Source organism: Aquabacterium sp., assembly GCF_035476535.1.
Classification (GTDB): Bacteria; Pseudomonadota; Gammaproteobacteria; order Burkholderiales; family Burkholderiaceae_C; genus Pseudaquabacterium.
Map to the genome: position 1 here is coordinate 16,625 of NZ_DATILJ010000074.1, position 24,733 is coordinate 41,357.

23 protein-coding genes are annotated in these 24,733 nt (G+C 70.2%); 19 read left to right on the top strand and 4 right to left on the bottom strand.

The window, feature by feature from the left end; genetic code table 11:
* The first annotated feature begins 5 nt into the window (after window positions 1–5).
* From VLK61_RS07260 to VLK61_RS07325, 14 genes are all read left to right on the top strand, one after another.
* Window positions 6–449: a VOC family protein gene (locus VLK61_RS07260; RefSeq protein ID WP_325419677.1), complete on the top strand. Its 444-nt coding sequence runs from the start codon at window positions 6–8 to the stop codon at window positions 447–449.
* Window positions 446–1,720 (top strand): histidinol dehydrogenase, encoded by a 1,275-nt coding sequence (hisD, locus tag VLK61_RS07265; RefSeq protein ID WP_325419679.1) that lies wholly within the window; start codon window positions 446–448, stop codon window positions 1,718–1,720. The genes VLK61_RS07260 and hisD overlap by 4 nt, the downstream gene beginning before the upstream one ends.
* Before the next feature lie 106 nt (window positions 1,721–1,826).
* Window positions 1,827–2,807 carry a fumarylacetoacetate hydrolase family protein gene (locus VLK61_RS07270; RefSeq protein ID WP_325419680.1) on the top strand — a complete coding sequence of 327 codons (981 nt, stop codon included), beginning with the start codon at window positions 1,827–1,829 and terminating at the stop codon, window positions 2,805–2,807.
* Window positions 2,804–4,663: a phytoene desaturase family protein gene (locus tag VLK61_RS07275; RefSeq protein ID WP_325419682.1), complete on the top strand. Its 1,860-nt coding sequence runs from the start codon at window positions 2,804–2,806 to the stop codon at window positions 4,661–4,663. Before VLK61_RS07270 ends, VLK61_RS07275 begins: the two co-directional genes overlap by 4 nt.
* Window positions 4,660–5,616 (top strand): NAD-dependent epimerase/dehydratase family protein, encoded by a 957-nt coding sequence (locus VLK61_RS07280; RefSeq protein ID WP_325419684.1) that lies wholly within the window; start codon window positions 4,660–4,662, stop codon window positions 5,614–5,616. Before VLK61_RS07275 ends, VLK61_RS07280 begins: the two co-directional genes overlap by 4 nt.
* Entirely contained in the window at window positions 5,613–6,545 is a 933-nt protein-coding gene (locus tag VLK61_RS07285) for a VOC family protein (protein WP_325419686.1), read from the top strand. The genes VLK61_RS07280 and VLK61_RS07285 overlap by 4 nt, the downstream gene beginning before the upstream one ends.
* A gap of 10 nt (window positions 6,546–6,555) precedes the next feature.
* Window positions 6,556–6,918 (top strand): Rieske (2Fe-2S) protein, encoded by a 363-nt coding sequence (locus VLK61_RS07290; protein ID WP_325419688.1) that lies wholly within the window; start codon window positions 6,556–6,558, stop codon window positions 6,916–6,918.
* A gap of 9 nt (window positions 6,919–6,927) precedes the next feature.
* Window positions 6,928–8,085, top strand: a complete 1,158-nt coding sequence (locus VLK61_RS07295; protein ID WP_325419690.1) for a prolyl oligopeptidase family serine peptidase — start codon at window positions 6,928–6,930, stop codon at window positions 8,083–8,085.
* 24 nt (window positions 8,086–8,109) lie between these two features.
* Entirely contained in the window at window positions 8,110–9,243 is a 1,134-nt protein-coding gene (locus VLK61_RS07300; RefSeq protein ID WP_325419692.1) for an FAD-dependent oxidoreductase, read from the top strand.
* Window positions 9,244–9,297: 54 nt separating this feature from the next.
* Window positions 9,298–10,263 (top strand): tripartite tricarboxylate transporter substrate-binding protein, encoded by a 966-nt coding sequence (locus VLK61_RS07305; protein WP_325419694.1) that lies wholly within the window; start codon window positions 9,298–9,300, stop codon window positions 10,261–10,263.
* Between the two features lie 17 nt (window positions 10,264–10,280).
* Window positions 10,281–11,018 (top strand): SDR family NAD(P)-dependent oxidoreductase, encoded by a 738-nt coding sequence (locus VLK61_RS07310; RefSeq protein WP_325419696.1) that lies wholly within the window; start codon window positions 10,281–10,283, stop codon window positions 11,016–11,018.
* Window positions 11,019–11,037: 19 nt separating this feature from the next.
* A complete protein-coding gene (locus VLK61_RS07315) occupies window positions 11,038–11,850 on the top strand; it encodes an SDR family NAD(P)-dependent oxidoreductase (RefSeq protein WP_325419698.1) in 813 nt (270 codons plus the stop codon).
* Window positions 11,851–11,948: 98 nt separating this feature from the next.
* Window positions 11,949–12,746, top strand: coding sequence for an intradiol ring-cleavage dioxygenase (locus tag VLK61_RS07320; protein WP_325419700.1), 798 nt, complete (start codon window positions 11,949–11,951; stop codon window positions 12,744–12,746).
* 77 nt (window positions 12,747–12,823) lie between these two features.
* Window positions 12,824–14,014 carry an acyltransferase family protein gene (locus VLK61_RS07325; RefSeq protein WP_325419702.1) on the top strand — a complete coding sequence of 397 codons (1,191 nt, stop codon included), beginning with the start codon at window positions 12,824–12,826 and terminating at the stop codon, window positions 14,012–14,014.
* A 37-nt stretch (window positions 14,015–14,051) separates the two neighbouring features.
* Here the strand turns inward: VLK61_RS07325 and VLK61_RS07330 are convergent, their stop codons facing one another.
* Both VLK61_RS07330 and VLK61_RS07335 read right to left on the bottom strand, forming a co-directional pair.
* Window positions 14,052–16,943 (bottom strand): diguanylate cyclase, encoded by a 2,892-nt coding sequence (locus VLK61_RS07330; RefSeq protein ID WP_325419703.1) that lies wholly within the window; start codon window positions 16,941–16,943, stop codon window positions 14,052–14,054.
* 27 nt (window positions 16,944–16,970) lie between these two features.
* Window positions 16,971–17,888: a LysR family transcriptional regulator gene (locus VLK61_RS07335; RefSeq protein ID WP_325419705.1), complete on the bottom strand. Its 918-nt coding sequence runs from the start codon at window positions 17,886–17,888 to the stop codon at window positions 16,971–16,973.
* A gap of 106 nt (window positions 17,889–17,994) precedes the next feature.
* Here VLK61_RS07335 and VLK61_RS07340 point away from each other — a divergent pair, with 106 nt between their 5' ends.
* From VLK61_RS07340 to VLK61_RS07350, 3 genes are read left to right on the top strand one after another with little or no spacing between them, the layout of a single operon-like run.
* On the top strand, window positions 17,995–19,032 hold the full coding sequence (locus VLK61_RS07340; RefSeq protein ID WP_325419707.1) for an SMP-30/gluconolactonase/LRE family protein: 1,038 nt from the start codon (window positions 17,995–17,997) through the stop codon (window positions 19,030–19,032).
* A 13-nt stretch (window positions 19,033–19,045) separates the two neighbouring features.
* Window positions 19,046–19,381 carry an antibiotic biosynthesis monooxygenase family protein gene (locus VLK61_RS07345; protein ID WP_325419708.1) on the top strand — a complete coding sequence of 112 codons (336 nt, stop codon included), beginning with the start codon at window positions 19,046–19,048 and terminating at the stop codon, window positions 19,379–19,381.
* A 17-nt stretch (window positions 19,382–19,398) separates the two neighbouring features.
* A complete protein-coding gene (locus VLK61_RS07350; protein WP_325419709.1) occupies window positions 19,399–20,157 on the top strand; it encodes an SDR family NAD(P)-dependent oxidoreductase in 759 nt (252 codons plus the stop codon).
* 30 nt (window positions 20,158–20,187) lie between these two features.
* Here VLK61_RS07350 and VLK61_RS07355 read toward each other — a convergent pair whose 3' ends face one another.
* Both VLK61_RS07355 and VLK61_RS07360 read right to left on the bottom strand, forming a co-directional pair.
* Window positions 20,188–20,949, bottom strand: coding sequence for an ABC transporter permease (locus VLK61_RS07355; RefSeq protein ID WP_325419710.1), 762 nt, complete (start codon window positions 20,947–20,949; stop codon window positions 20,188–20,190).
* Window positions 20,946–21,875, bottom strand: coding sequence for an ABC transporter ATP-binding protein (locus VLK61_RS07360; protein ID WP_325419716.1), 930 nt, complete (start codon window positions 21,873–21,875; stop codon window positions 20,946–20,948). Before VLK61_RS07360 ends, VLK61_RS07355 begins: the two co-directional genes overlap by 4 nt.
* Window positions 21,876–22,030: 155 nt before the next feature.
* Between VLK61_RS07360 and VLK61_RS07365 the strand changes: the two genes are divergently transcribed.
* Together VLK61_RS07365 and VLK61_RS07370 are read left to right on the top strand one after the other, a co-directional pair.
* Window positions 22,031–22,231 (top strand): hypothetical protein, encoded by a 201-nt coding sequence (locus VLK61_RS07365; RefSeq protein ID WP_325419712.1) that lies wholly within the window; start codon window positions 22,031–22,033, stop codon window positions 22,229–22,231.
* Window position 22,232: 1 nt separating this feature from the next.
* Window positions 22,233–24,733, top strand: a 2,501-nt coding sequence (locus VLK61_RS07370) for a cation-translocating P-type ATPase (RefSeq protein ID WP_325419714.1), incomplete at its 3' end; no start/stop codon positions are given.

Consider the following 24,733-nt stretch of genomic DNA (forward strand, 5'->3'; position numbering starts at 1 on the left):
TCGCCATGGCGGATATCGATGCCAACGCCGGCGTGGTCGGGCCGCTGCGCGCCCATCACCACGGCATCAGTGTGCCTGACCTGGACGCTGCAATCACGTGGTACCACATGATGCTCGGCTTCCAGCTGGAAAAGCGTTTGTCGATTGCGGCCATCCCGGCCGAAGTGGCCTTCGTGCGGCGCGGCGACTTCCGCATCGAGATCTTCGAAGTCGCTGGCGCCGCGCCGCTGCCCGAAGACCGCCGCGTGCCCAACCGCGACCTGAAGACCCATGGCAACAAGCACCTGTGCTTCGAAGTGCCCGATGTGCCCACCGCCGTTGCCGCGCTGCGCCGCGCCGGCGCCGACATCGCCTTCGAACTCTGCGTCGAGGGCAACCCCACGGCCTTCGTGCGCGACTGCGCCGGCAACCTGATCGAGTTTCTGCAACCCTTTCCGGACACCCCATGATCCAGCATCTGAAGAAGGGCGCCAGCGCCCAGAGCAAGGCCGACAACAACGCGCAGGTGCGCGCCACCGTCGAGGCCATCCTGGCCGACATCGAGACACGTGGCGACGCCGCGGTGCGCGAGTACAGCGCCAAGTTCGACACCTGGTCGCCGGCGCAGTTCCGCCTCAGCGCCGAGCAGATCGCCGCCTGCATCGCCGAACTCAGCCCGCAGACGCTGGAAGACATCCGCTTCGCCCAGGCGCAGATCCGCCGCTTTGCGCAGATCCAGAAGAGCTCGATGCACGACGTCGAGATCGAGACCCTGCCCGGCGTGGTGCTCGGCCACCGCAACATCCCGATGAACTCGGTGGGCTGCTACATCCCGGGCGGCAAATACCCGCTGATCGCCTCGGCCCACATGAGCGTGCTGACGGCCAAAGTGGCTGGCGTCAAGCGCGTGATCGCCTGCGCCCCGCCCTTCGACGGCCGGCCCTGCCCGGAGATCGTCGCCGCGATGCACCTGGCCGGCGCCGACGAGATCTACTGCCTGGGCGGCGTGCAGGCCGTCGCGGCGATGGCCATCGGCACCGACAGCATCGCCGCGGTGGACATGATCGTCGGCCCCGGCAACGCCTACGTGGCCGAGGCCAAGCGCCAGCTGTTCGGCCGCGTCGGCATCGACCTGTTCGCCGGTCCCACCGAGACCCTGGTGATCTGCGACGACACGGTGGACGCCGAGCTCGTGGCGGTGGACCTGCTGGGCCAGGCCGAGCACGGGCCCACCTCGCCGGCCTGGTGCATCACCACCAGCAAGACCATCGCCGCCGCGCTGCCGGCCGCCATCGAGCGGGTGCTGGCACGGCTGGACACCGCACCGGTGGCCAGCGTGTCCTGGCGCGACCACGGCGAGATCATCCTCTGCGACAGCGACGAAGAGGCCCTGCAGGAAGCGGAGCGCCTGTGCTCCGAGCATGTGCAGGTGATGACGCGCGACCCCGACTGGTTCCTGCAGCGCATGACACGCTACGGCGCGCTGTTCCTCGGCCACCGCACCAACGTCAGCTACGGCGACAAGGTGATCGGCACCAACCACACGCTGCCGACGCAGGGCGCCGGCCGCTACACCGGCGGGCTGTGGGTCGGCAAGTTCATCAAGACCCACACCTACCAGCGCGTGCTGACCGACGAGGCCTCGGTGGCGGTGGGCGAATACTGCTCGCGCCTGTGCGGCTACGAGCACATGTCCGGCCACAAGGAACAGGCCGACATTCGCGTCAGACGTTGGAAGTGACCCCCCCGAAGCGCCTTCGGCGCCTCCCCCCAGGGGGCGGCGCCAGCGGCCCGGCAGAGCCGGATCCGCGGCCCCCGCTTGACGCGTTCCAACGCAGAGAACTCCCATGAAACTTGCCACGCTGAAGAACCACACCCGCGACGGCCGCCTGGTCGTCGTCTCGCGCGACCTGGCCCAGGCGGTCGATGCCTCGGCCTTTGCGCCGACGATGCAGTTCGCCATCGAGCACTGGGCCCAGGCCGCGCCGCAGCTGCAGGCGCTGTATGAACGCCTCAACGCCGGCAGCGCGAGCGGGGCCTTCGACTTCGACGCCACGCAAGCCCTCTCGCCGCTGCCGCGCACGCACCAGTTCGTCGACGCCTCGGCCTTCCTGAACCACGGCAACATCATGGAGCAGGCCTACCAGCTGACGGTGAAGAAGACCGCGGGCATCCCGATCCTCGTGCAGCGGCAGAGCGACGACTTCTGGGGCCCCTGCGATGACTACCCCTTCCCCACCGAGGCCGACAACGGCGACTTCGAGGGCGAGTTCGCGGTGCTGGTCGACGACATCGCGATGGGCAGCAGCGCCGATGTCTGCACGTCTCGCATCCGGCTGCTGATGACCCTGAACGACGTCAGCATGCGCACGCACCTGTTCCGCGAGCTGCAAATGGGTTTCGGCTTCATCAACGCCAAGCCGGCCACGGTGTTCGGCCCGGTGGCGGTCACGCCCGATGAGCTGGGCGACGCATGGTCCGGCGGCCGCGTGCACCTGGACATGCGGGTCAGCCGCAACGGCCAGTGGTTCGGCCACCCCAACGGCCGCGAGATGGACTGGAGCTTCGGCGAACTGCTGGCCCACCTGGCCTACAACCGCAACCTGCGCGCCGGCACGATCCTGGGCTCGGGCACGGTCTCGAACCAGGATGCACGCAGCGTCGGTTCGGCCTGCCTGGCCGAGAAACGCGCGCTCGAGAAGATCGATCGGGGTGACTCGAGCACGCCCTTCCTGAAGTTCGGCGACCGCCTGCGCTTCGAGGTGCTGGATGCCGCCGGCCAGTCGGTCTTCGGCGCCATCGACCACCGCTTCGTGCCCAGCCGATGAGCGCCGGCTACGACATCGTCGCGATGGGTGCCGGCCACAACGGCCTGGTCGCCGCGGCCTACCTGGCCAAGGCCGGCAAGAAGGTGCTGGTGCTGGAGCGCAAACCCTACCCCGGCGGCGGCGTGTCCACCCGGCAGCTCAACACCCCCGGCTACTGGCACGACGAGCACAGCAGCGTGCACATCATGATCCAGGGCAACCCAATGCTGCGCCAGGACGAGCTGGGCCTGCTCTCGCAACATGGGCTGAAGTACCACTACTCGCCGGTGCCGCACGCGACGATCTTTCCCGACCAGTCGGTGCTGTTCACCTACAAGGATCTCGACAAGACCTGCGAATCCTTCGCCCGGGTCTCGGCCAAGGACGCCGAAACCTACCGCGGCTTCGTCAAGACCAGCCAGCAGATCCTGCAGATGTTCATGCCCGGCCTGTATGCGCCGCCGCCGCCGCTGGGCGAGCTGGTGGCGATGCTGGACCGCAGCGACGAAGGCCGGCTGATGCTGGACTACATGAACCGCGATTGCCTGGACCTGGTGAACCGGCTCTACGAGAGCGACAAGGTCAAGATCCACCTGCTGCGCCTGGTCAGCGAGAACCTGCAATGCCCCAACGAGCTGGGCACCGGCATGGGCGTGCTGCTGATGCCCGGCATCATCCACACCTACGGCGTTTCGCAGCCCATCGGCGGCAGCGGCAAACTCACCGAGGCGCTGGTGCGCTGCATCGAAAGCCATGGCGGCGAAGTGCGCTGCAGTGCCGAAGTGGCGCAGATCCTGACCAGCGCTGGCCGCGCCACCGGTGTGTTACTGGCGGACGGCGAGCGCATCGCCGCGAAGGACGCGGTGATCGGCGCGATCCACCCGCACGTGATCCGCAGGTTCGTGCAAGGCGTGCCGGAGCCGGTGATGCAGCGCGCCGAGCGCGCCACGCTGGCGCCGTTCTCGATCATGGTCAGCCACTACGACCTGAAGCGCAACGTCCAGTACCACGCCGGCGACGAAGTGGGCCACGCGACGATGCTGGAGTTCATGGCCACCGACCGCCTCGACGAGATGGTGGCCGACTTCGACGACCTGAAACGCGGCCTGATCACCGAGCGCCGGCTGTGCGCCGGCGGAGACGAGAGCATCGGCGACAAGACCCGCGTGCCGCCCGGTGCCGGCATGTTCCACGGCATCACGTTTGCGCCCTACAGCGTGAAGGACCCGCGCTGGGCCGGGCGGGGCTGGGATGAGATCAAGGAAGAGATCGGCGACCTGTCGCTGGCGCACTACCGCCGATTCATCAGCAACCTCACGGCCGACAACATCATCGCACGCAGCATCGTCAGCCCGCTGGACCTGGAGCGCAGCAGCCCCAACAGCATGATGCGCGGCGACCTGCATGGCGTGGCGCCCTACTTCTACCAAAGCGCCGGCCACCGGCCGACCCCCGACCTCGGCCAGTACACGGTGCCCGGCATCGAGCGGCTGTACCTGGCCGGGCCCTTTCAGCACCCCGGCGGCGGGGTTTACGGCGCGGGCCGCGCGACGGCGATCAAGATGTTCGAGCACTTGGGCATGGACTTCTCCACCGTCAGCGGCGGCGCGCGCCAGGACAGCGGCGTGCCGGCCACGCTGGCGGCCGCGAAAAAACCAGGCATGGTGCTGCGCGGCGCCGCCGACGAGGAACTGATGCACGTCGAGGCCATGGACCGCGTCGGCGACGAGCTGGTCATCAAGGGCAAGAGCTTCGGCACGATGCCGATGGAAGCGCGGCTCGATGCGGCATCGGCCCGCGCCGGCTTGAAGATGCTGGGGCTGTCCAAGCTGGCCTTCCTGGCTTCGCTGCCGTTCCGCAAGGGAGGGCCCAAATGAACCACGTCATCGTCACCGGCGCCGAAGGCTTCGTCGGTCGCGTGCTGGTGCAGCGGCTGCTGCAGCAAGGCCTGGCCGGCCGCCCGGTCACGCGCCTGAGCCTGATGGACGTGGGCTTCGCCCGGCCTCCGGCGGATGCACGCGTACTGCAGCTCGCCGGCAGCATTGCCGACGCAGAGCTTCGCCGAGCCGCCTACGCCCATCCGGTGGACGCCGTGTTCCACCTGGCGAGCATTCCCGGCGGCGCAGCCGAAAAGAACTACGAACTCGGCCGCAGCATCAACCTCGACGCCACGCTGGGCCTGCTGGAAGACCTGCGCGGCCAGGCCCGGCCACCGCGCTTCATCTTCGCCAGCACCATCGGGGTCTACGGCGAACAGCTGCCGCCGGTGGTCGACGAACAGACGCTGCCGAACCCGGGCCTGAGCTACGGCGCGCACAAGCTGGCCGGTGAATACCTGGTGGCCGACGCCACGCGCAAAGGCTGGGTGCAGGGCTGTTCGCTGCGCCTGCCCGGCGTGGTGGCGCGGCCCGGCGACGGCGCCGGCATGATGAGCGCCTTCATGAGCCAGCTGTTCTGGTGCCTGCGCGACGGCCGGCCGCTGACCGTGCCGGTGTCGGCCGCGGGCGTCGCCTGGTGGATCTCGGTGGACCGCTGTGTGGACAACCTGGTGCACGCCGCCGGCATCGACGCAGCCCTGCTGGACGCCCGCCGCAGCTACCAGATGCCCGTGCTGCGCCTCAGCGTGGCCGAGGTGGTGGAGGCACTCGCCGACCGCTTCGGCGCCGACCGGCGCGCCCTCGTCAGCTACGCGCCCGACCCCCTCATCGAACGGCTGTTTGCCGCCTACCCACCCTTGTCCACGCCCCGCGCCGAAGCCCTGGGCTTTGCCAGCGACGGCAGCGTGGCCGAGCTGATCACCCGTGCCCTGGGGGAGATAACTGCAACATGAACATCACCGGACTTGAATCACTGGTCTTCGGCGTCGACGACATGGCGGGTTGCCGCCGCTACCTGCTGGACTACGGTTTGGACGAAGTGGACTTCGACCCCGCCGTCGGCGGCAGCTACGCCGCGCTGGACGGCAGCAGCATCGTCATGCGCCACAGCGGCGATCCGGCGCTGCCGCCGCTGCCGCCCGGCGCCCATTCGCCCTGCCTGCGCGAGACCGTCTACGGCGTGGCCGATGCCGCCACGCTCGAGGCCGTGCGCCTGAACTTGGCCGCCGACCGGCCGGTGGAAGCAGACAGCGACGGGCGCCTGCACGCCATCGACGATGCTGGCTTTGCCATCGCCTTCCAGCTGTCGCGCAAGCGGCCCTACACCGCGCGCCACCTGGGCTTCAATGTCCCCGGCCAGCCGCCCGGCCGTGCGCCGAACGACTGCGCCGCCAACCCGGACGAAGTCATCAAGCCGCGCTCGCTGTCGCACGTCGTCTACTTCGTGCCCGACGCGGTCCAGGCCGAAGCCTTCTACGCGCGGCTGGGCTTTGTCACCACCGACCGCTTCAACCACCTGGGCCCCTTCATGCGCCCGGCGGGCCTGCAGGAGCACCACACGCTGTTCATGCTGCAACGCATGAACGAGCACATGGTGGGCTGCAACCACTTCACCTTCCACCTCGGGTCGGCGGCCGAGGTGCTGCAACACGGCTGGAACTTCGTCAAGAAGGGCTACCAGAGCTTCTGGGGCCCGGGCCGCCACGTGCTGGGCAGCAACTTCTTCTGGTACTTCAACAGCCCCTTCGGCGCCGTGATGGAGTTCGACGCCGACATGGACATCCACGACGACAGCTGGGTGCCGCGTGTCGTCGACCCGGGCGCCGACAACTCGCAGATCTTCCTGTTCAATGCGCGCGACAAATGGGCCCCAGGCGGCTGAGCACACGATCGTGGACGAACAACTGCTCTGCCGCCTGGAAGACCTGCCCGACGGCGGCTCGCGCGGACTGCTGCCCGACGGCTTCGACGACCGGCTGCTGGCCGTGCGCCAGGGCGGCGAGGTCTTCGTCTGGCTCAACGACTGCCCGCACGAGCACCGGCCGCTGGGCTGGAAGCGGCATGAATTCCTGTCCGGCGATGCCAGCCACATCGTCTGTTATGCGCACTCGGCGCACTTCGACATCCGCAGCGGCCGCTGCTTTGCCGGCCCCTGCACCGGCGAGCACCTGCGGCCCGTGCCCACCACCGTGCACGACGGCGCGGTCTGGCTCAGCGGCCCCTTGCCCAAGCCGTTCGACCAAGCTTTCGACTGAGGCCCCCCGATGTTCCAGTACTTTCCCAGCAACTATGTGTGGAGCCTGTCGACGATGATCGCGCTGACGCACGGCGGCAACATCGGCGAGGTGGATGCCATGTGCGCGCCGCTGCGCGAAGCCGCGCGCGCGGGCGACGACCCCGGCACGCTGGCCTTCTACCAGGCCTGGAAGGGCGGCAGCGACAGTCTCGTCGCGCTGGCCGAGGCCGACCTGGCCCAGGGACACCGCCTGTCCGCCGGCGAGAAGCTGGGCCGCGCCGCGCTGTACCTGGCGATCGCCGAGCGCATGCAGGCCCATGGCTTCGAGGACCGGCTGGCGATGTACCGGCGCTCGCTCGAGCTCTTTGCGCAGGGGCGCAGGCTGGCGCGCGAGAACTGCGAACGGGTGGAGATCCCGTTTGCGCCGGCGCCGCTCAGCGGCCTGCTGGTGCGCGCCGAGGGCGCCCCGGCGCGGGCCCCGATCGTGGTCATCATGAACGGCCTGGACAGCACCAAGGAGATGCTGCAGAAAAGCGTGATGGGCACGATGTTCGCGCGGCGCGGCGTGGCCGCACTCTTCGTCGACCAGCCCGGCACCGGCGAGGCGCTGCGCCTGCACGGCCTGCCGGCGGTGCACGACAGCGAAGTCTGGGCCTCGAAGGTCGTCGACTGGCTGCAGAGCCGGCCGGATGTCGATCCGGCGCGCATCGGCGCGCTCGGCGTCTCGCTCGGCGGCTACTACTGCCCACGCGCCGTCGCCTTCGAGCCGCGTTTTGCCTGCGGCGCCGTCTGGGGCGCCAACCACGACTGGCGCGCGGTGCAGCAGGCGCGGCTCAAGCGCGAGGGCGAGAACCCGGTGCCGCACTACTGGAAGCACGTGCAATGGGTCTTCGGTGCGGCGGACATGGCCGACTTCCTGGCCAAGGCCGAGGCCATGCACCTGGACGGCGTGCTCGACCGCATCCGCGTGCCCTTCCTCGTCACGCATGGCGAAAACGACCGCCAGATCCCGCTGAAGTACGCGCAGCAGACCTACGAGCAGCTGGTCAACAGCCCGAAGCGCGAGCTGATGGTCTTCACCGAACGCGAAGGCGGCGTCGAACACAGCTCGCTGGACAACCCCTTCAATGCCGGCCACCGCATTGCCGACTGGCTGGCCGGACAGCTCGGCGGCCGCCTGGACTGAGACGGACTCAAACGGAGACAGACGATGGCCCTGGTCAACAAAGTACTCGTCATCGGCGGCGGCATCGGTGGCATGTGCACCGCCATCCAGCTGCGCAAGCTGGGCATCGCGGTCGATCTGGTGGAGATCGACGCCGCCTGGGCCCCCGACGGGGCGGGCATCACGATCAGCGGCCCGACCTTGCGTGCGCTGCGCAGCGTGGGCGTGGTCGACGAGGTGCTGCAGCGCGGCGGCCACTGGACGCACATCGACATCTGCGCGGCCGACGGCAGCGTGCTGAACACCGCGCCGCTGGCCCCGGCCGTCGGCGCCGAAGACCTGCCCTCGGCCGCCGGCATCATGCGGCCGGTGCTGGCCGGGATCCTGGCCGAGGCCACGCGCAGCGCTGGCGCGACGGTGCGGTTGGGCCTGAGCTTCGCGTCGATCACGCAGGATGCGCATGGCGTCGACGTGAGCTTCACCGACGGCGGCCAAGGCCGCTACGATCTGGTGATAGGCGCGGATGGCGTGAACTCGGCGCTGCGCAAGCTGGTGCGGCCCGAGTTCCCGGGTCCGGCCTTCACCGGCCAGGGCTCCTGGCGCGCCGTGGTGCCGCGCACACGGCGCAACTCGACCATCTTCATGGGCCAGACCACCAAGGCCGGCCTGAACCCGGTGAGCGAGACCGAGAGCTATCTGTTCACGCTGGACCGGCGCCCGGGCCTGGACTTCATCCCGCCGGTGCAATGGCCCAGCCTGCTGGCCGAACTGCTGGAAGAGTTCGGCGGTGCGGTGGCCGACATCCGCCACGGCCTGCGCGACGGCGCGCTGACGCAGCACCACATCCTCTACCGCCCGCTGGTCGGCCACATCATGGACGCGCCCTGGCACCGCGGCCGCCTGGTGCTGCTGGGCGACGCGGTGCACGCCACCACGCCGCACCTGGCCTCGGGCGCCGGCATCGCCATCGAAGGCGCGCTGGTCCTGGCCGACGAACTGGCCCGCCGCCACAGCCTCGAAGGCGCGCTGACCGCCTATGCCGGCCGCCACTACGACCGCGCGCGATTGGTCGTCAGCGCCTCGGGCCGGCTGGGCCAGATCGAGCAGTGCGGCGGCTCGAAGGAAGAGCACCTGCGCGTGATGGTCCATGCGATGGAAGCCTTGCGCGCCCCGATCTGAACCCGCGCCGACCGCCGCCGGTTCTTGACCCTTTTTTTTCTCTCGAGGATGCGAATGCAACGACGACATCTGCTGCACGCTGCTGCCGCCACCGCGCTGGGCGCGGCGCAAGCCGCACGCGCGCAAGCCAAGCCGCTGACGCTGCTGGTCGGCTACAACCCGGGCGGACCGGTGGACATCGTGGCGCGCCAGCTGGCCGAGCACCTGCGCGAACCGCTATCGCGCCAAGTGCTCGTGGACTACAAGCCCGGCGCCGGCGGCCAGTTTGCACTGACGGCGCTGAAGCAGGCCCCGGCCGATGGCGCCCTGATCGCCTTGTCGCCGCCCAGCCCGCTGACGATCTTCCCCAGCACCTTCAGCAAGCTGGCCTACGACCCGTTCAAGGACTTCGTGCCGATCGGCACGGCCTGCAGCTTCGACTTCGCCTTCACCGTCGGCGCCACGCACCCGGCGCGCACGCTGGCCGAGTTCGTCGCCTGGTGCAAACAGAACCCCAAGCTGGCCAGCGTGGGCGTCGCGGGCCTGGGCACCACGCCGCACTTCCTGGGCTGGACCTTTGCGCGCAAGGCCGGCATCGAGCTGGAAGCCGTGCCCTACAAGGGCACACCGCAGATGGCGCAGGAAGTGGCCGCAGGCCAGCTGGCCTGCGCCATCAGTCCGCAGGCCAACTTTGCCGAGCTGGTCAAGGGCGGGCGGCTGCGCCTGCTGGGCACCACCGGCGCAGCACGCAGCAGCGTGTTCCCGCAGGTACCCACCTTCACCGAGCAGGCCTACGCCGAGCTGCAGAGCGAAGAATGGTTCGCGCTGTTCGCCCGCAGCGGCACGCCGCAGGCGCTGCTGGACGGCCTGAGCGACGCGCTGCGCAAAGTGGTGGCGCGCGACGATGTGCGCAAGGCGCTGCTGGACATGGGCTTCACCCCCGAGGTGCGCGGCGCCGCGCGGCTGACGCAGGACATGCGCGCCGATTTCGAACGCTGGGCCGAGGTGGTGCGCCGCACCGGTTTCAAGGCCGATTCCTGAGTCCTCGAAAGCCCCCGATGAACCCACCCCGCATCGCCCTGGTCACCGGCGCCGCCGGCGGCCTGGGCCAGGCCTTTGCGCTGCGCCTGGCCGAACGCGGCCATACCTTGGTGCTGACCGACCGCACGCCCTGCACCGAGCTGCTGCAAGGCCTGCGCGCGGCCGGTGCATCGGCACACGACATGCCGTGCGACCTGGCCGACAGCGACGACGTGCAGCGCTTCGCGGCCGAGGTGCTGGCCTTGACCGGCCGCGTCGACGTGCTGGTCAACAACGCCGCCTTCATGCCGATGGCGGCCCTGCCCGAGATCAGCGCAGCGCTGTGGCGCCGGATCATGGCCGTCAATGTCGACGCGCCCTTCCTGCTGGCGCAGGCCTTCAGCCAGGGCATGGCCGAGCGCGGCTGGGGCCGCATCGTCAACCTGGCCTCCAGCACCGTGTGGGGGCCGCCGCCGGGCATGGCCGCCTATGCCAGCAGCAAGATGGCGGTGATCGGCCTGACGCGTGCGCTAGCGGCTGAACTGGGCGGCCATGGCGTTACCGTCAACGCCATCTCGCCGGGCCTGACCCGCCACGCAGGCAGTGCCGCCAACATCCCGCCGCAGGCCTTCGACGCGGTGCGTACGCGCCAGTTCATCCCCCGCACCGAAGAGCCGCAGGACCTGGTGGGCGCGCTGTCCTTCCTGGCCGGCGACGACGCCGCGTTCATCACCGGCCAGGTGATCAATGTCGACGGCGGCGGATTCGGTTTCTGAGCCACCACAGGATGAACGCATGACAGAACCCCAGGGCTGCAAGCCCGCGCTGCCGGGCCGGCCCGGCGACCGCCTGGCCGGCAAGGTGGCACTGGTCACCGGCATCGGCGCGGGCATCGGCCGTGGCATTGCGCTGATGTTCGCGCAGCAAGGTGCGCGCGTGCTCGGCTGCGACATCGACGGTGCCAGCGCGCAAGCCACGGTCGACACCGCCGCCGCGGCGGGCCTGGCGCTGCACAGCCTGCACCCGCTGGACCTGACGCAGCCGGCCGCCGTGGCCGGCCTGGTGGAGCAGGCCGTGGCGCTGCACGGCGGCATCGACATCCTGGTCAATGCCGCGGCCTTCGGTGCTTTCGAGTGGCTGGAAGCAATGGACTACCAGAGCCAGTGGCGCAAGACCCTGGTCGGCGAGGTGGACATCGTGTTCCTGGCCTGCCAGGCCGCATGGCCGCATTTGCGCGCACGCGGCGGCGGCTCGGTGATCAATTTCGCTTCGGCCAATGCCCACATGGCGCTGCCGCTGTCGCCGGCGCTGGCGCACTGCGCCGGCAAGGGCGCGGTGCTGGCAATGAGCCGGCAGCTGGCGATGGAGGGCGGGCCCTTCGGCATCCGCGTCAACACCATCTCGCCGGCGCTGGTGGAAACGGCCGCCACGCGCACGCCGCTGGACACGATGCCGGGCTTCAAGGACCAGGTGCTGGGCAAGTTCATGCTCAAGCGCCTGGGCCAGCCCGAGGACATCGGCTGGCTCGCCATCTACCTGGCGTCGGATGAGTCCAGCTGGGTCACCGCGGCGGACTTCGCGATCGATGCCGGCGCCACGGCCTGGTGAATCCCGGTGCTCAACGCGGCAATGAACAGGCCATGTGCGCGTGGTGCAATCATGCGGCAACGGCCGTGCCCGCGGCCACCCGTTCACGAAGGCATTCCATGCATGACTTTGACCACGGCCTGGCCGCCGACCTCGCCACGCTGCGCACCCAGGCGCGGCGACGCCAGCTGTTGCTGGGCCTGCTGGGCGGCGCGGCCGGCATCGGCACCGCCCAAGCCCAGCCCCGCGCCACGACCGGCAACGCAGCCTGCCGCGTGCTGCCCAGCGAAACCGCCGGCCCGTTTCCCGGCAACGGCACGAACCGCGTCAACGGCGCGCTGGCCAGCGCGCTGGCGCTGAGCGGCATCGAGCGCAGCGACATCCGCGCCAGCATTGCCGGCGCCGCCGGCATCGCGGCAGGCGTGCCGCTGACGCTGACGCTTCAGCTGCTCAACGCCGGCGGCGGCTGCTCACCACTCGCCGACCATGCCATCTACCTCTGGCAATGCGACCGCGAAGGCCGCTACTCGATGTATTCACCCGGCGCACAGGACCAGAACTACCTGCGCGGCGTGCAGCGCACGGCCGCTGACGGCAGTGCCAGCTTCACCACCATCGTGCCCGGCTGTTATCCGGGCCGCGTGCCGCACCTGCACTTCGAGGTCTATCGCCGCATCGGCGCGGCCAGCGCTGCTGCGCTACGCCTCAAGACCTCGCAGATCGCGCTGCCGCTGGCGCAGTGCGAGCAGGTCTACCGGCAGGCCGACGGTTATGCCGACAGCCTGCCGCACCTGGCCGGTCTGAGCTTCGCATCGGACGGCGTGTTCAGCGACAGTGTGGCGGCACAGCTGGCCACGCTGTCTGGCAGCCCGGCGGCCGGCTACACGGCCCGCCTGACCGTGGGCCTGGCCGGGTAGGTGTCAGAACGATCGAGGTAACGTGCAGGCGGCCTCGCCTACAGTGCGGCCTCCCCCACACGCCTGAGCTTCCCGTCGTGACCGTCGCCGCTTCGCCCAGCCTCGCTGTCACCGCCGCCCACACCGATGCGCAGACCGCCCATCACGAACGTTTGCCGGGCCTGGACCTGCTGCGTGCGGTCGCTGTCGTGTGGACGATGCTGTTCCATTCCTTCCTGGTCGGCGGACTGGGCGAGCAGTGGTCGTGGCTGTCGCGCTACGGCTGGATGGGCGTCGACTTGTTCTTCGTGCTGAGCGGTTTCCTGATCGGCGCGCAAGTGCTCGCGCCGCTGGCGCGCGGCGCGCGTTTCGACGCCGCCGATTTCTACCTGCGCCGCGCGTTCCGCATCCTGCCGGCGTTCTGGGCGGTGCTGGCGCTGTACCTGCTGTGGCCCGATTTCCGCGAAGCAGCGGGCATGGAGCCCTGGTGGAAGTTCGCCGGGTTCTTCGTGAACTTGTCGATCGACTACGGCGCGCATACCGCGTTCTCGCACGCTTGGTCGCTGTGCGTGGAGGAGCATTTCTACCTGGTGTTCCCGCTGCTGGCGTGCTTGATGCTGCGTTGGCGTTCGGGGCCCGCCTTCGGCGCGCTGTGCATCGCGGTGGTGCTCGCCGGGATCGGCTTGCGCGCCGGGGTCTGGCTGCACGACGACGCACTGCAACCGGCGCGCAACTGGTTCGTCGAAGACATCTACTACCCCACCTGGCAGCGGCTGGACGGCCTGCTGGCGGGCGTGATCCTCGCGGCGTGCAAGACCTTCCGGCCCGCTTCGTGGGCGCGGCTGGGCGAGCGCGCGAACCTGGTCTTGCTGGCCGGCGCGCTCGGCATGGGCTTGAGTTTCTGGCTGTTCCGCGAACGCACCGGCCTGCTTGCGAACAGCATCGGCTGGCCGGTGTTGTCGGTCGCGCTGGCATTGCTGGTGGTGGCCGGCGCGCAGCGCGGCGGCCTGCTCGGTGGCCGCGCGCTGCCCGGCGCTGGCGCACTGGCGGCGGTGTCCTACAGCCTTTACCTGATCCACAAGCCGGTCTACGGCCTGGTGCACACGCATCTCGGCGCTGCGCTGCAGGGTCGCGGCACCCTCGCGTTCGTGGTCTACGGCGCCGCGTCGCTGCTCGCGGCAGTGGTGCTGCATCGTCTGGTCGAGCGGCCGGGCCTGCGGCTGCGTGGCCGCTTGCTGGCCTGGCGCGCGACCGCGGCACGGTCCCGGCCAGGCTCCGGCAGCCGCTGACGCGGGTGCTGAGCCTGTCGGGCAGCCCGGAGGCCGCCTAGGCGGAAGTCGACTCGGCAGCGATGTCGACGCGGTCGCGGCCCTGGCGCTTGGCCCGGTACAAGGCCTGGTCGGCGGCTTCGATCAGCGCGCCGACGGCAACCGGCCGCGCGCCATCGTGCCCGGCCGCGCCGAACGAACAGGTCACGGTGCCGACCGCCATCGGCGCCGCGGCAATCACCGCATGGATCGCGATCAGGCGCGCGCGGTCCTCGGCGCGCGCGAGGTCCAGGCCGGGCAGGATCAGCATGAACTCCTCGCCGCCATAGCGGCCGACGGCGTCGCAGGGCCGCAGGCCTGACGCGAGGCGGACCGCGAACTCGCGCAGCACCGCGTCGCCGACCGAATGGCCGTGCCGGTCGTTGACCTGCTTGAAGTGGTCGATATCGGCGAGCACGAGCGCCAGCGGCTGGCGCTCGCGCTGGCAGCGCGCGAGATCGCGTTCGAGGATCTCCATCAGCGCGCGCCGGTTCCAGATGCCGGTGAGCACGTCCTTCGTTGCCTGTTCGCGCAGCTGCTCGCGGGAGGCCTCGAGTTCGCGTGTGCGTTCCTGCACCAGCGCGTGCAGCCGCTGCTCCTGCTGCGTCAGCGCGCGCACGCGCCAGCGGTAGGCGGCATAGGCCAGCAACAGCGTCAAGCCCGCGAAGCCCGCGCGTGCCCACAGCGTCCCCCACCACGGCGGCGCAATGCTGAAGCCGAAGCTGGCCGGCGCCGACACGATGCCGAGCTCGCGGTCGACGACGCGGGCGTCGAAGCGGTAGCTCCCCGGTGGCAAGCCGGTAAGCCGGATGTCGGGGTGCGGCGAAGCAGTCCAGCGTTCGTCGAAGCCGGCGAGCCGGTATTCGACGCCCTGCGCCGCGCGGTCGCGGTACGACGGCAGCGCGAGCACGGTCTCCAGCGCGTCGCGTGACCAGGGCAGGTCGATCGCACCGTCAGGCGGCAGCGCCTGGCCGCCGCGGCGGAGCACGCGCACGATCGGCGCGCGCATCGCGGCATCGAACAGCGAGGCCGGCGCGACGACATGCGACGCGCCGCGGCTGGTGCCGATCCAGATCGAGGCATCCTCGTCCTCGAACAAGGCGTAGGCCGAGGTGTCGTCCCAGACCAGCCCTTGGCCACTGCCGAGCAGCCGCCAGTGGCGGCCATTCCAGACCGCGACGCCGGCATCGGTGGCCGCCCACAGCCAGCCACGGCTGTCGCCCAGCAGCGCCAACATCGTGCGGCCGCGCAGGGCTGGCGGCGTGATGTCCTCGGCGCGCAGCGCCGCACCGGGCTTCTCGCGCAGCGCCGGCCCGGCCGCATGCAACCGGTACAGGCCGCCGCGCGCGCCCGCTACAACGACGCTGCCGTCGCGCAGGCAGGCCACCAGCTCGGGCGCGATGTCCAGACGCTGCGGCGCGCCCCAGTGTTCGCCGGCCAGCCGCACGACGCCGGCGGCGCCGCTGAACCACAGCGCGCCGTCGCCCGCTTCGCAGACGTCGCTGAACGGACTGCCGCCGGGCTGCACCGCCTGCGGCATGAACGAGCCCGCACCCGGATCCCAGCGCCGCAGGCCCGCGCCGTCGAGCACCCAGAGGCGACCGGCGCGGTCGGCGAACAGGCGGTACAGCTTGGGAGACCCCGGCAGCGTCGCGATCGCGCCCCCGCCGCCCGGCAGACGCAGCAGCGCGCCGGTGCGCGTGCCGACCCACAGCGCGCCGTCGGCCGCGCGCGAGAGCGCGACTGCTTCCTTGCCGGCCGTGCCCTCGACGGGGCGGAAGCGCTGCGTCGCCGGGTCCAGCGCGACGACGCCGGCGCCGGTGGCGGCCAGCAGCCGCGCCGGCTTGCCGGCGCGCGCGAACGACCAGACGACGTGGTGCGGCAGCCCGCCGGCGACGGTCCAGTTCTCCCAGCGCCCGTAGCCGCGCCACTGCTGCAAGCCGGCGCCGAGCTTGCCGAACCACAGGCCGCCTTCGTGGTCGGTCAGCACAGCCATCACGCGGCCGGCGATCGGCAGGCCGGGCGCCGTGTCGAAGCGGTCCCAGCTGCGGCCGTTCCAGCGCATCAGCCCGCCGCGTGAGGCGCTGATGATGCGGTGCTGGGCGTCTTCGGCCAGCGGATACCGGTCGAACCGATCGTCTTCGTCGCGCTTCTCGCTGCGGTCGGCGAATGCACTGGCGCCCGCCTCCAGCTGCAGCACGCGCCGCGCGCTGCGCGCCCACAGCGCGCCGTCAGCGGCGAGCAGCAGCGAGCGCCAGGGGCCGCCCTGCACGCCGCGTTCCGCCCCCCAGGCCACGACCCCGCGTTCATCGAGACGGCAGATCGCCGGGCCGCAACCCAGCCACAGCGCACCGTGCGCGGCGCGTACGACGCTGGTGATGTGCTGTTGCATTTTCGGCAGTGTCGCCAGCGCGGCCGCGATGCCGTCCTGGCGCTGCCAGCCGGCGCCGCTGCGCACGATCTGGAACAGGCGTCCGCCGCTGGCAACCCAAGCGCGCGTGCCGTCCACCGGCAGGATCGCCTGCGGGTCGTCGATGGCCAGCGGCTCCCCCGGCGGCTGCACGGGCTGCAGCCCGCCGTCCTGCCACAGCCAGACACCGTCCGACGTGCCGACCCACAGCCGGTCGCCATCGGCCACCAGCGCCATCACGTAGCCGATCTCGGCGGTGCCGATGCGTTCGAAGCGCGCGCCATCGAAGCGGTAGACGCCGTTCTGCGTGCCGACCCAGATGAAACCGGCGCCGTCGCGGGCGAGCGTGGTCACGGCCAGGTTGGCCAGGCCCTCGGCCTGGCCGTACGCGCGCAGCGAGGCCTGCTCGGCGCGCAGCGGCAGCGCCTGCAGCAAGACCAGCGCGCAGAGCCAGGCCCAGCGATGCCATCGATTGCGGACAAAAGCCCCGAGCGCCAGCACTCCCGTCAGTTCCTCCTCGCGCGCGAATCAGGCGCCCGGCAAGGCCGGCAGCGCCTGCGCGAACTGCAGGATGCGTTCGCGCAGCCACTGGCTGGCCGGGTCGTGATCGCGGTAGCGGTGCCACTGCAGCGTTTCGACGAACTTCGGTGTCTCGAAGTCCAGCCGCACCAGGCGCACCGGCAGGGTTTCGCAGGCCTGCATCGCCAGCCGGGTGTGCAAGGTGGCCACGCGCTGCGTGCGGACCACCAGCCGCGGCAGCAGCATGAAGCTGTTGGCCAGCACCTCGATGCGGCGGCCGTCGCCATGCGTGCGCTCGAACCAGGCGTCGTAGAACGGCCGGCCGTTGGCTTGGAAGATCACGTGGCGCTGTTGCAGGTACTGCGCCAGCGAGATCGAATCGCCGATGGCGGTGTTGTCGCGGTCGACCACCGCGTGGTAGCTGTCCTCGAACAGCACGCAGCTCGATTGCGTCGGCACCGAATACGACTCGGGGTTGATGACGAAATCCACCTCGCCGGCTTCCAGTTCCTGGTAGGCCAAGGTGCTGGGCTGGCGGAATTCGATGGTCAGGCCCGGCACCTCGTGGTGCACCGCGCGCAGCACATCGAGCAGCAGCACGCTGGTGACATAGTCGGACGCGACGATCGTGAAATGCCGGCGTGAACGCGCGGGGTCGAAATCGGGCTTGGTGCCCAGGGTCGCATCGACCATCAGCAGCACGTCGTTGACCTTCTTCACCAGGCTCTCGGCCAGCGGCGTCAACTCCATGCGCCGGCCCACCGGCACGATCAGCGGATCGTCGAAATAGTCGCGCAGCCGCGCCAGGATGCCGCTCATCGCGCTCTGGCTCACGTGCAGCGCCTCGCCGGCGCGGGTGACGTTCTTCTCGGTCAGCAGCGCGCGCAAGGCGGTCAGCAGGTTGAGGTCGAGCCGTTGGTAGCGCATGCCGGATTCTAGGGACGCGCGGCGCCGCAGCCATGGCGTCGGCGAATGCGGGGCATCGCAAGAATCGATTTCTGCGGCCGGGGCCCGCTCACTAGCATGACTTCACATGACAGCGAACCCCAACCCGCTGGTCGGCTGGCAAGTCGACCGGGCCACCATCCGCCACGTCGGGCACGAGCTGCAGCGCCCCGAATGCATCCTGGCCGAGCCCGACGGCACGCTGTGGACTGCCGACGCGCGCGGCGGCGTGATGCGCATTGCCCCCGATGGCCAGCAGACGCTGATCGCGCAGACCCAGCGCAGCACCACCCCGGCCGGCGAGCGCAGCGCCGAACAGCTGATCCTCGGCGGCACCTTGCCCAACGGCCTGGCCTTCGACCGCGACGGCAACATCGTGATCGCCAACTTCGGCACCGACGCGATCGAGCTGATGACGCGCGACGGCCGCTCACGCACGCTGCACGACCGCATCGACGGCCAGCCGCTGGGCAAGACCAACTTCGTGCTCAGCGATTCGCGCGGCCGCATCTGGTTCACGGTCACGACGCGGCTGCGGCCGTGGACGCGCTCGATCAACGAGAAGGCGCCCGATGGCTACGTCGGCCTGATCGACGAGCACGGCATCCGCATCGTCGCCGATGGCTTCGTCGGCACCAACGAGATCCGGCTCGATGCGAAGGAAGAGTGGCTGTACGTGGTGGAGTCCAACGCACGCCGCATCTCGCGGCTGCGCGTGCGGCCCGACGGCAGCCTGCACGCGCGCGAGGTCTTCGGCCCCGCCAAGCTCGGCGGCATTCCCGACGGTTTTGCCTTCGACAGCCACGGCAACCTGTGGATCACGCTGATCATGGCCGAACGCCTGGTGGCGCTGACGCCGCAAGGCGACTTGTTGACCTTGCTGGACGACGGCAACCCGGCGGCCATCGAGAACTTCGACCGCCACTTCTGGGCCGGCACGATGACGCCCGAGATCATGGCCAGCTGCAAGGGCACGCTGGCGCCGTGGATGGCCAGCCTCACCTTCGGCGGGCCGGACCTGAAGACGGTGTACCTGGGCAGCCTGATGGGCCATACGCTGCCCTGCTTCCGCTCGCCGGTGGCCGGTCTGCCGATGGCGCATTGGTCGTCATCGTCGTCACGATGAGGCGGGCGCGGCGATGATCCTCGAAGGCGCCGTCTTTCACATCCCGGTCGCGCAGCAGGCGGCTTTCGAAGCCGCGTTCGAACAGGCCCAGCGCGTGCTGGCGCGCGCCCGCGGCTACCTGGCGCACGAACTGCAGCAATGCCTGGAGCAGCCCCAGCGCTACCTGCTGCTGGTCGAGTGGGAGAGCCTGGAACACCATGAAACCGGCTTCCGGCAGTCGGCCGACTTCCAGCACTGGCGCGCGCTGATCGGCCCGTTCTTCGCCGAGCCGCCGCAGGTGGCGCACTACCAGCTGGTGGCCGGCCGCGGCTTCAATGCCGCGACACGGCGCCCGCACTTCCAAGACTGACGCAGGACTGATCTTCGATGAGCACAGCGAACACGCCGCCGGTGGCGGTGGTCACCGGCGGCGCCGGCGGCATTGGCGTGGCGATCTGCGAGGCCCTGGCCGCCGCGGGCTTCACGGTGGTCGTCGGCTACCACCGGTCCGTGGAGGCAGCCAGTGCGCTGGCCGCACGGCTGCCGGGCGCTGGCCACGTGGCGCTGCCGGCCCCGGTCACCGACAGCGCCGCGCTGCAGGCGCTGGCGCAGCAATTGCGCGAGCGCTTCGGCCGCGCCGACGTGCTGGTCAACTGCGCCGGCACCACGCGCTTCGTGCCGCATGCCGACCTGGACCAGCTGGACGATGCACTGGCCGACCAGATCCTGGCGACCAATGTACGCGGCCCCTTCGCCGCCACGCGCGCGCTGCTGCCGCTGCTGAAAACCAGCACGCTGCCCGGCGGCGGCGTGGTGCTCAACATCTCGTCGATCGCCGCGCACACGGCCATGGGCAGCAACGTGCTCTATTGCGCGTCCAAGGCCGCGCTGGACAACATGACGCGTTCGCTGGCCCGCGCGCTGGCGCCGGCGGTGCGCGTGCTGTCGGTGTCGCCGGGGCTGGTCGACACCGACTTCGTGAAGTCCATGGACCCGCGCTGGCGCGAAGAACAAGCGGCGCGCACGCCGCTGGGTCGCCTGGCCGCGCCGGCCGAGGTCGGCCGTGCGGTGGTGGTCGCCGTGCGCGACATGACGTTTTCCACCGGCACGGTGCTGGCCGTCGACGGCGGGCGGCCGCTGGCCTGATGCTCGAAGGCCCGCGGCCTGCTTGCGCCGTCAGGCCTTCAGACGATACCCGGTCTTGAAGATCCAGCCGATCAGCGCCAGGGCCATCACCAGGAAGGCCAGCGTCACCAGCAGGCTCAGGCCTACGCCGACATCCGACAGGCCGTAGAAGCTCCAGCGAAAACCGCTGACCAGGTAGACCACCGGATTGAACAGCGCCACGGTCTGCCAGAACGGCGGCAGCATGTCGATCGAATAGAAACTGCCACCCAGGAAAGTGAGCGGCGTGACGATCAGCAGCGGCACCACTTGCAGCTTCTCGAAGCCATCGGCCCAGATGCCGATGATGAAGCCGACCAGGCTGAAGGTCACTGCGGTGAGCACCAGGAACAGCAGCATCCACAGCGGATGTTCGATGCGCAGCGGCACGAACAGCGCCGCGGTGGCCAGGATGATCAGCCCCAGGATGATGGACTTGGTGGCCGCGGCGCCGACATAGCTGAGCACGATCTCGAGGTAGGACACCGGTGCCGACATCAGCTCGAAGATGGTGCCGGTGAACTTCGGGAAATAGATGCCGAAGGACGCGTTGGAGATGCTCTGCGTCAGCAGCGACAGCATCACCAGCCCCGGCACGATGAAGGCGCCGTAGCTGACCCCGCCGACCTCCGGAATGCGCGAGCCGATGGCCGCGCCGAAGACGACGAAGTACAGCGAGGTGGAGATGACCGGCGAGATGATGCTCTGCATCAGCGTGCGCCAGGTGCGCATCATCTCGAAGCGGTAGATGGCCTTGACGGCATGGAGGTTCATGGTTGCTCGCTCCGCACCAGGCTGACGAAGATGTCTTCGAGGGAACTCTGCGTCGTGCTCAGGTCTTTCACCTGCACGCCGGCTTCGTCCAGGCTCTTCAGCAAGGCCGCGATGCCCGGCTGCTCGGCCTGCGAGTCGTAGGTGTAGACGAGCTCGTGGCCCTCGGCGCCCAGCACCAGCGGGTAGCTCGCCAGCGCGTCCGGCACTGCGCGCAAGGGCTGCTGCAGCTGCAGCGTGAGCTGCTTCTTGCCGAGCTTGTGCATCAGCGCTGCCTTGTCCTCGACCAGGATGATCTCGCCCTTGCTGATGACACCGATTCGGTCGGCCATGTCCTCGGCCTCCTCGATGTAGTGCGTGGTCAGGATGATGGTCACGCCGGTGTCGCGCAGCGAGCGCACCAGCGTCCACATGTCGCGCCGCAGCTCGACGTCGACACCGGCGGTGGGCTCGTCGAGGAACAGCACACGCGGCTCGTGCGACAGCGCCTTGGCGATCAGCAGCCGGCGCTTCATGCCGCCGGACAGCGTGATGATCTTGTTGTCCTTCTTGTCCCACAAGGACAGCGACTTCAGCACTTTCTCGATGTGCGCCGGGTCGGGTGGTTTGCCGAACAGGCCGCGGCTGAACGACACGGTGGCCCACACGGTTTCGAAGGCGTCGGTGGTCAGCTCCTGCGGCACCAGGCCGATCAGCGCACGGGCGGCACGGTAGTCGCGCACCGTGTCGTGGCCATCAACCACCACGCTGCCGCTGCTGGCCCGCACGATGCCGCAGATGATGCTGATCAGCGTGGTCTTGCCGGCGCCATTGGGGCCCAGCAGCGCGAAGATCTCGCCGCGGCGGATGTCCAGGTTCACGGCCTTCAGCGCCTGGAAGCCGGAGGCATAGGTCTTGGAGACGTTGGAGACGGACAGGATGGTCTGCATGGCGGCAACGATAACCGCGGCGCCGGCATCGGGCCGGCCGGCCGCCGAATCGCCTTCGGCGGCGCGGGCCCGACGCGGGTCATCACGCGCGGATGCGATGATCGAGCCCACCGGTGCGGCACGGGGCGGCACCGGCACCCCTCGAAAGGCCGCCGATGCAGACCCTCGACGACATGCAGCACCGCCACCTGCTGACGCCTGAACAGCATGCCGAGATCGGCGCGTGGGTGGCGCGCGGCAAGACCCCGGAGGCCATCATGGCGATGCCGCCGCACCTGTGGCGGGCACTGGCGCTGGCCAGCGTGCTGATGAACGTCGATGCCGAGCTGACGCAGCCGCCGATGCTCGGCCCCTGAGGTGATCGAAGCGCCCGCACCGGCCATCGGCCCGGCCGATGCGCATGTGCATGCCAGCACCGATCTGGCGCGGCAGCTGGGCGTGCAGGTCGATGCAGGGCTGGCCGCCGACGAGGTGAGCGCGCGGCTGCAGCAGCACGGCCCGAACCGCCTGCCCGAAGCGCCACCGCGCCCGCTGTGGCGGCGCGTGCTGGACCAGTTCCGCGACTTCATGATCGGCGTGCTGCTGGCCGCGGCGGTGCTGTCTGGCGTGATCGGCGACGTGGCGGACACGGTGGTGATCCTGGTCATCGTGCTGCTCAACGCGGCCATCGGCTTCTGGCAGGAATGGCGCGCCGACCAGGCACTGCAGGCCTTGCAGCAAATGGCCGCGCCGCACGCCACCGTGCTGCGCGAAGGCGGCCAGCGGCAGGTGGTCGAGACCCAGCATCTGGTGCCCGGTGACGTGGTGCTGCTGGAGGCCGGCAACCTGGTGCCGGCCGACCTGCGGCTGCACCACGTGGCGCAGCTGCGCGTCGATGAATCGGCGCTGACCGGTGAATCGGTCACCGTCGAGAAGATGCACGGCCACCTGCCCGCCGGCGAGCGGCCGCTGGGCGACCGCTTGAACATGGCCTTCAAGGGCACGCTGGTCACCCACGGCCGCGGCACCGGCCTGGTGGTGGCCACCGGCGCGAAGACCGAGCTCGGCCAGGTGGCCACGCTGCTGGGCAGCGCCGAAGTGCGCGCCACGCCCTTGCAGCAGCGGCTGGCGGCCTTCGGCAAGCGCCTGTCCATCGTCGTGCTGGCGATCTGCGCGCTGATCTTCACGATCGGCGTGCTGCGCGGCGAGCCGGTGCTGCTGATGGCCCTCACCGCGATCAGCCTGGCCGTGGCGGCGATCCCCGAGGCGCTACCCGCCGTCGTCACCGTGCTGCTGGCGCTGGGCGCGCGGCGGCTGGTCACCGTCAACGCGCTGGTGCGCCGGCTGCCGAGCGTGGAGACGCTGGGCTCGGTCAGCGTGATCTGCTCGGACAAGACCGGCACGCTGACGCTCAACCGCATGCGGCACCGCGAGCACCGTGCCTGGGGCGGAGACGATGCGGCGCTGTGGACCGCGCTGGTGCTGTGCAACGACGCGGTGCCGGCCAGCGGCAGCGATGCCGAGGCCTGGCTCGGCGACCCCACCGAAACCGCGCTGCTGCAGGCCGCGCAAGAGGCCGGCCTCGACGTCGCGGCGCTGAAGGCCGCGCAGCCGCGTCGCCACGAATGGCCCTTCGATGCCGAGCGCAAGCGCATGAGCACACTGCACGGCCAGGGCGAAGGCTGGCGCGCCTATGTCAAGGGCGCGCCGGAATCGCTGCTGCCGCGCTGCAGCGGCAGCGAGATCGCCGAGGCGCTGGCCACCGCACAGGCCTGGGCCGCGTTGGGCATGCGCGTGCTGGCGGTGGCGCAGCGCGACGGCGATAGCGATGTCGTGGCCGTGTCGGCCGATGCCTTCGAGCAAGGCCTCAGGCTGATCGGCCTGGTCGGGCTGATCGATCCGCCGCGGCCCGAGGCACGCGCGGCGGTGGCCGAATGCCTGGCCGCCGGCATCCGGCCGGTGATGATCACCGGCGACCACCCGGCCACCGCATCGGCCATCGCGCGCGACCTGGGCATCGTCGGCGCCGGCGACAGCCCCGCGCTGACCGGCGCCGAACTGGCACGGCTGGACGACGCGGCGCTGGCCGCCGCGGTGCAGCGCGTCTCGGTCTATGCGCGCATGGACCCGGCGCAGAAGATCCGCATCGTGCAGGCGCTGCAGGCACAAGGCCAGTTCGTCGCGATGACCGGCGACGGCGTCAACGACGCGCCGGCGCTGCGCAGCGCCGACATCGGCGTGGCCATGGGCCGCGGCGGCACCGATGTGGCACGCGAGGCCTCCAGCCTGGTGCTGCTGGACGACAACTTCGCCACCATCGTCGGTGCCGTGCGCGAGGGCCGGCGCATCTTCGACAACATCCGCAAGTTCATCCGCTACGCGCTGACCGGCAACTCCGGCGAGATCTGGGTGCTGTTCCTGGCGCCGCTGGCCGGCCTGCCGATCCCGCTGCTGCCGATCCACATCCTGTGGGTCAACCTGGTCACCGACGGCTTGCCAGGCCTGGCGCTGGCCGCCGAGCCGGCCGAGCGCGGCGTGATGCAGCGCCCGCCGCGGCCGCCGCAGGAGAGCGTGTTCGCGCAGGGGCTGTGGCAGCACGCGCTGTGGGTCGGGCTGATGATCGGCGGGCTGTGCCTGGGTGTGCAGGCCTGGGCACTGGCAGGCGCCAATGGCGTGGCCAACGCACACGGCCAGACCCTGGTCTTCACCGTGCTCACGCTGGCGCAGATGGCGCACCTGCTGGCCATCCGCTCCGAGCGCGAATCCCTCTTCAGCCAGGGCCTGCTGAGCAACCGGCCGCTGCTGGCCGCGGTGGCGCTGACGCTGGCACTGCAGATGGCCACGATCTACGTGCCCTGGCTGCAGCCGATCTTCCGCAC

Bases quoted from the DNA above. Each gene is read 5' to 3' on its own strand.
- VLK61_RS07335 (WP_325419705.1), bottom strand. From the start codon at position 17,888: ATGCGCTACCAACGGCTCGACCTCAACCTGCTGACCGCCTTGCGCGCG.
- VLK61_RS07360 (WP_325419716.1), bottom strand. From the start codon at position 21,875: ATGCAGACCATCCTGTCCGTCTCCAACGTCTCCAAGACCTATGCCTCC.
- VLK61_RS07295 (WP_325419690.1), top strand. From the start codon at position 6,928: ATGTTCCAGTACTTTCCCAGCAACTATGTGTGGAGCCTGTCGACGATG.
- VLK61_RS07280 (WP_325419684.1), top strand. From the start codon at position 4,660: ATGAACCACGTCATCGTCACCGGCGCCGAAGGCTTCGTCGGTCGCGTG.
- VLK61_RS07355 (WP_325419710.1), bottom strand. From the start codon at position 20,949: ATGAACCTCCATGCCGTCAAGGCCATCTACCGCTTCGAGATGATGCGC.
- VLK61_RS07315 (WP_325419698.1), top strand. From the start codon at position 11,038: ATGACAGAACCCCAGGGCTGCAAGCCCGCGCTGCCGGGCCGGCCCGGC.
- VLK61_RS07305 (WP_325419694.1), top strand. From the start codon at position 9,298: ATGCAACGACGACATCTGCTGCACGCTGCTGCCGCCACCGCGCTGGGC.
- VLK61_RS07270 (WP_325419680.1), top strand. From the start codon at position 1,827: ATGAAACTTGCCACGCTGAAGAACCACACCCGCGACGGCCGCCTGGTC.
- VLK61_RS07310 (WP_325419696.1), top strand. From the start codon at position 10,281: ATGAACCCACCCCGCATCGCCCTGGTCACCGGCGCCGCCGGCGGCCTG.
- VLK61_RS07300 (WP_325419692.1), top strand. From the start codon at position 8,110: ATGGCCCTGGTCAACAAAGTACTCGTCATCGGCGGCGGCATCGGTGGC.
- VLK61_RS07260 (WP_325419677.1), top strand. From the start codon at position 6: ATGGCGGATATCGATGCCAACGCCGGCGTGGTCGGGCCGCTGCGCGCC.
- VLK61_RS07320 (WP_325419700.1), top strand. From the start codon at position 11,949: ATGCATGACTTTGACCACGGCCTGGCCGCCGACCTCGCCACGCTGCGC.
- VLK61_RS07275 (WP_325419682.1), top strand. From the start codon at position 2,804: ATGAGCGCCGGCTACGACATCGTCGCGATGGGTGCCGGCCACAACGGC.
- hisD (WP_325419679.1), top strand. From the start codon at position 446: ATGATCCAGCATCTGAAGAAGGGCGCCAGCGCCCAGAGCAAGGCCGAC.
- VLK61_RS07340 (WP_325419707.1), top strand. From the start codon at position 17,995: ATGACAGCGAACCCCAACCCGCTGGTCGGCTGGCAAGTCGACCGGGCC.
- VLK61_RS07285 (WP_325419686.1), top strand. From the start codon at position 5,613: ATGAACATCACCGGACTTGAATCACTGGTCTTCGGCGTCGACGACATG.
- VLK61_RS07345 (WP_325419708.1), top strand. From the start codon at position 19,046: ATGATCCTCGAAGGCGCCGTCTTTCACATCCCGGTCGCGCAGCAGGCG.
- VLK61_RS07365 (WP_325419712.1), top strand. From the start codon at position 22,031: ATGCAGACCCTCGACGACATGCAGCACCGCCACCTGCTGACGCCTGAA.
- VLK61_RS07350 (WP_325419709.1), top strand. From the start codon at position 19,399: ATGAGCACAGCGAACACGCCGCCGGTGGCGGTGGTCACCGGCGGCGCC.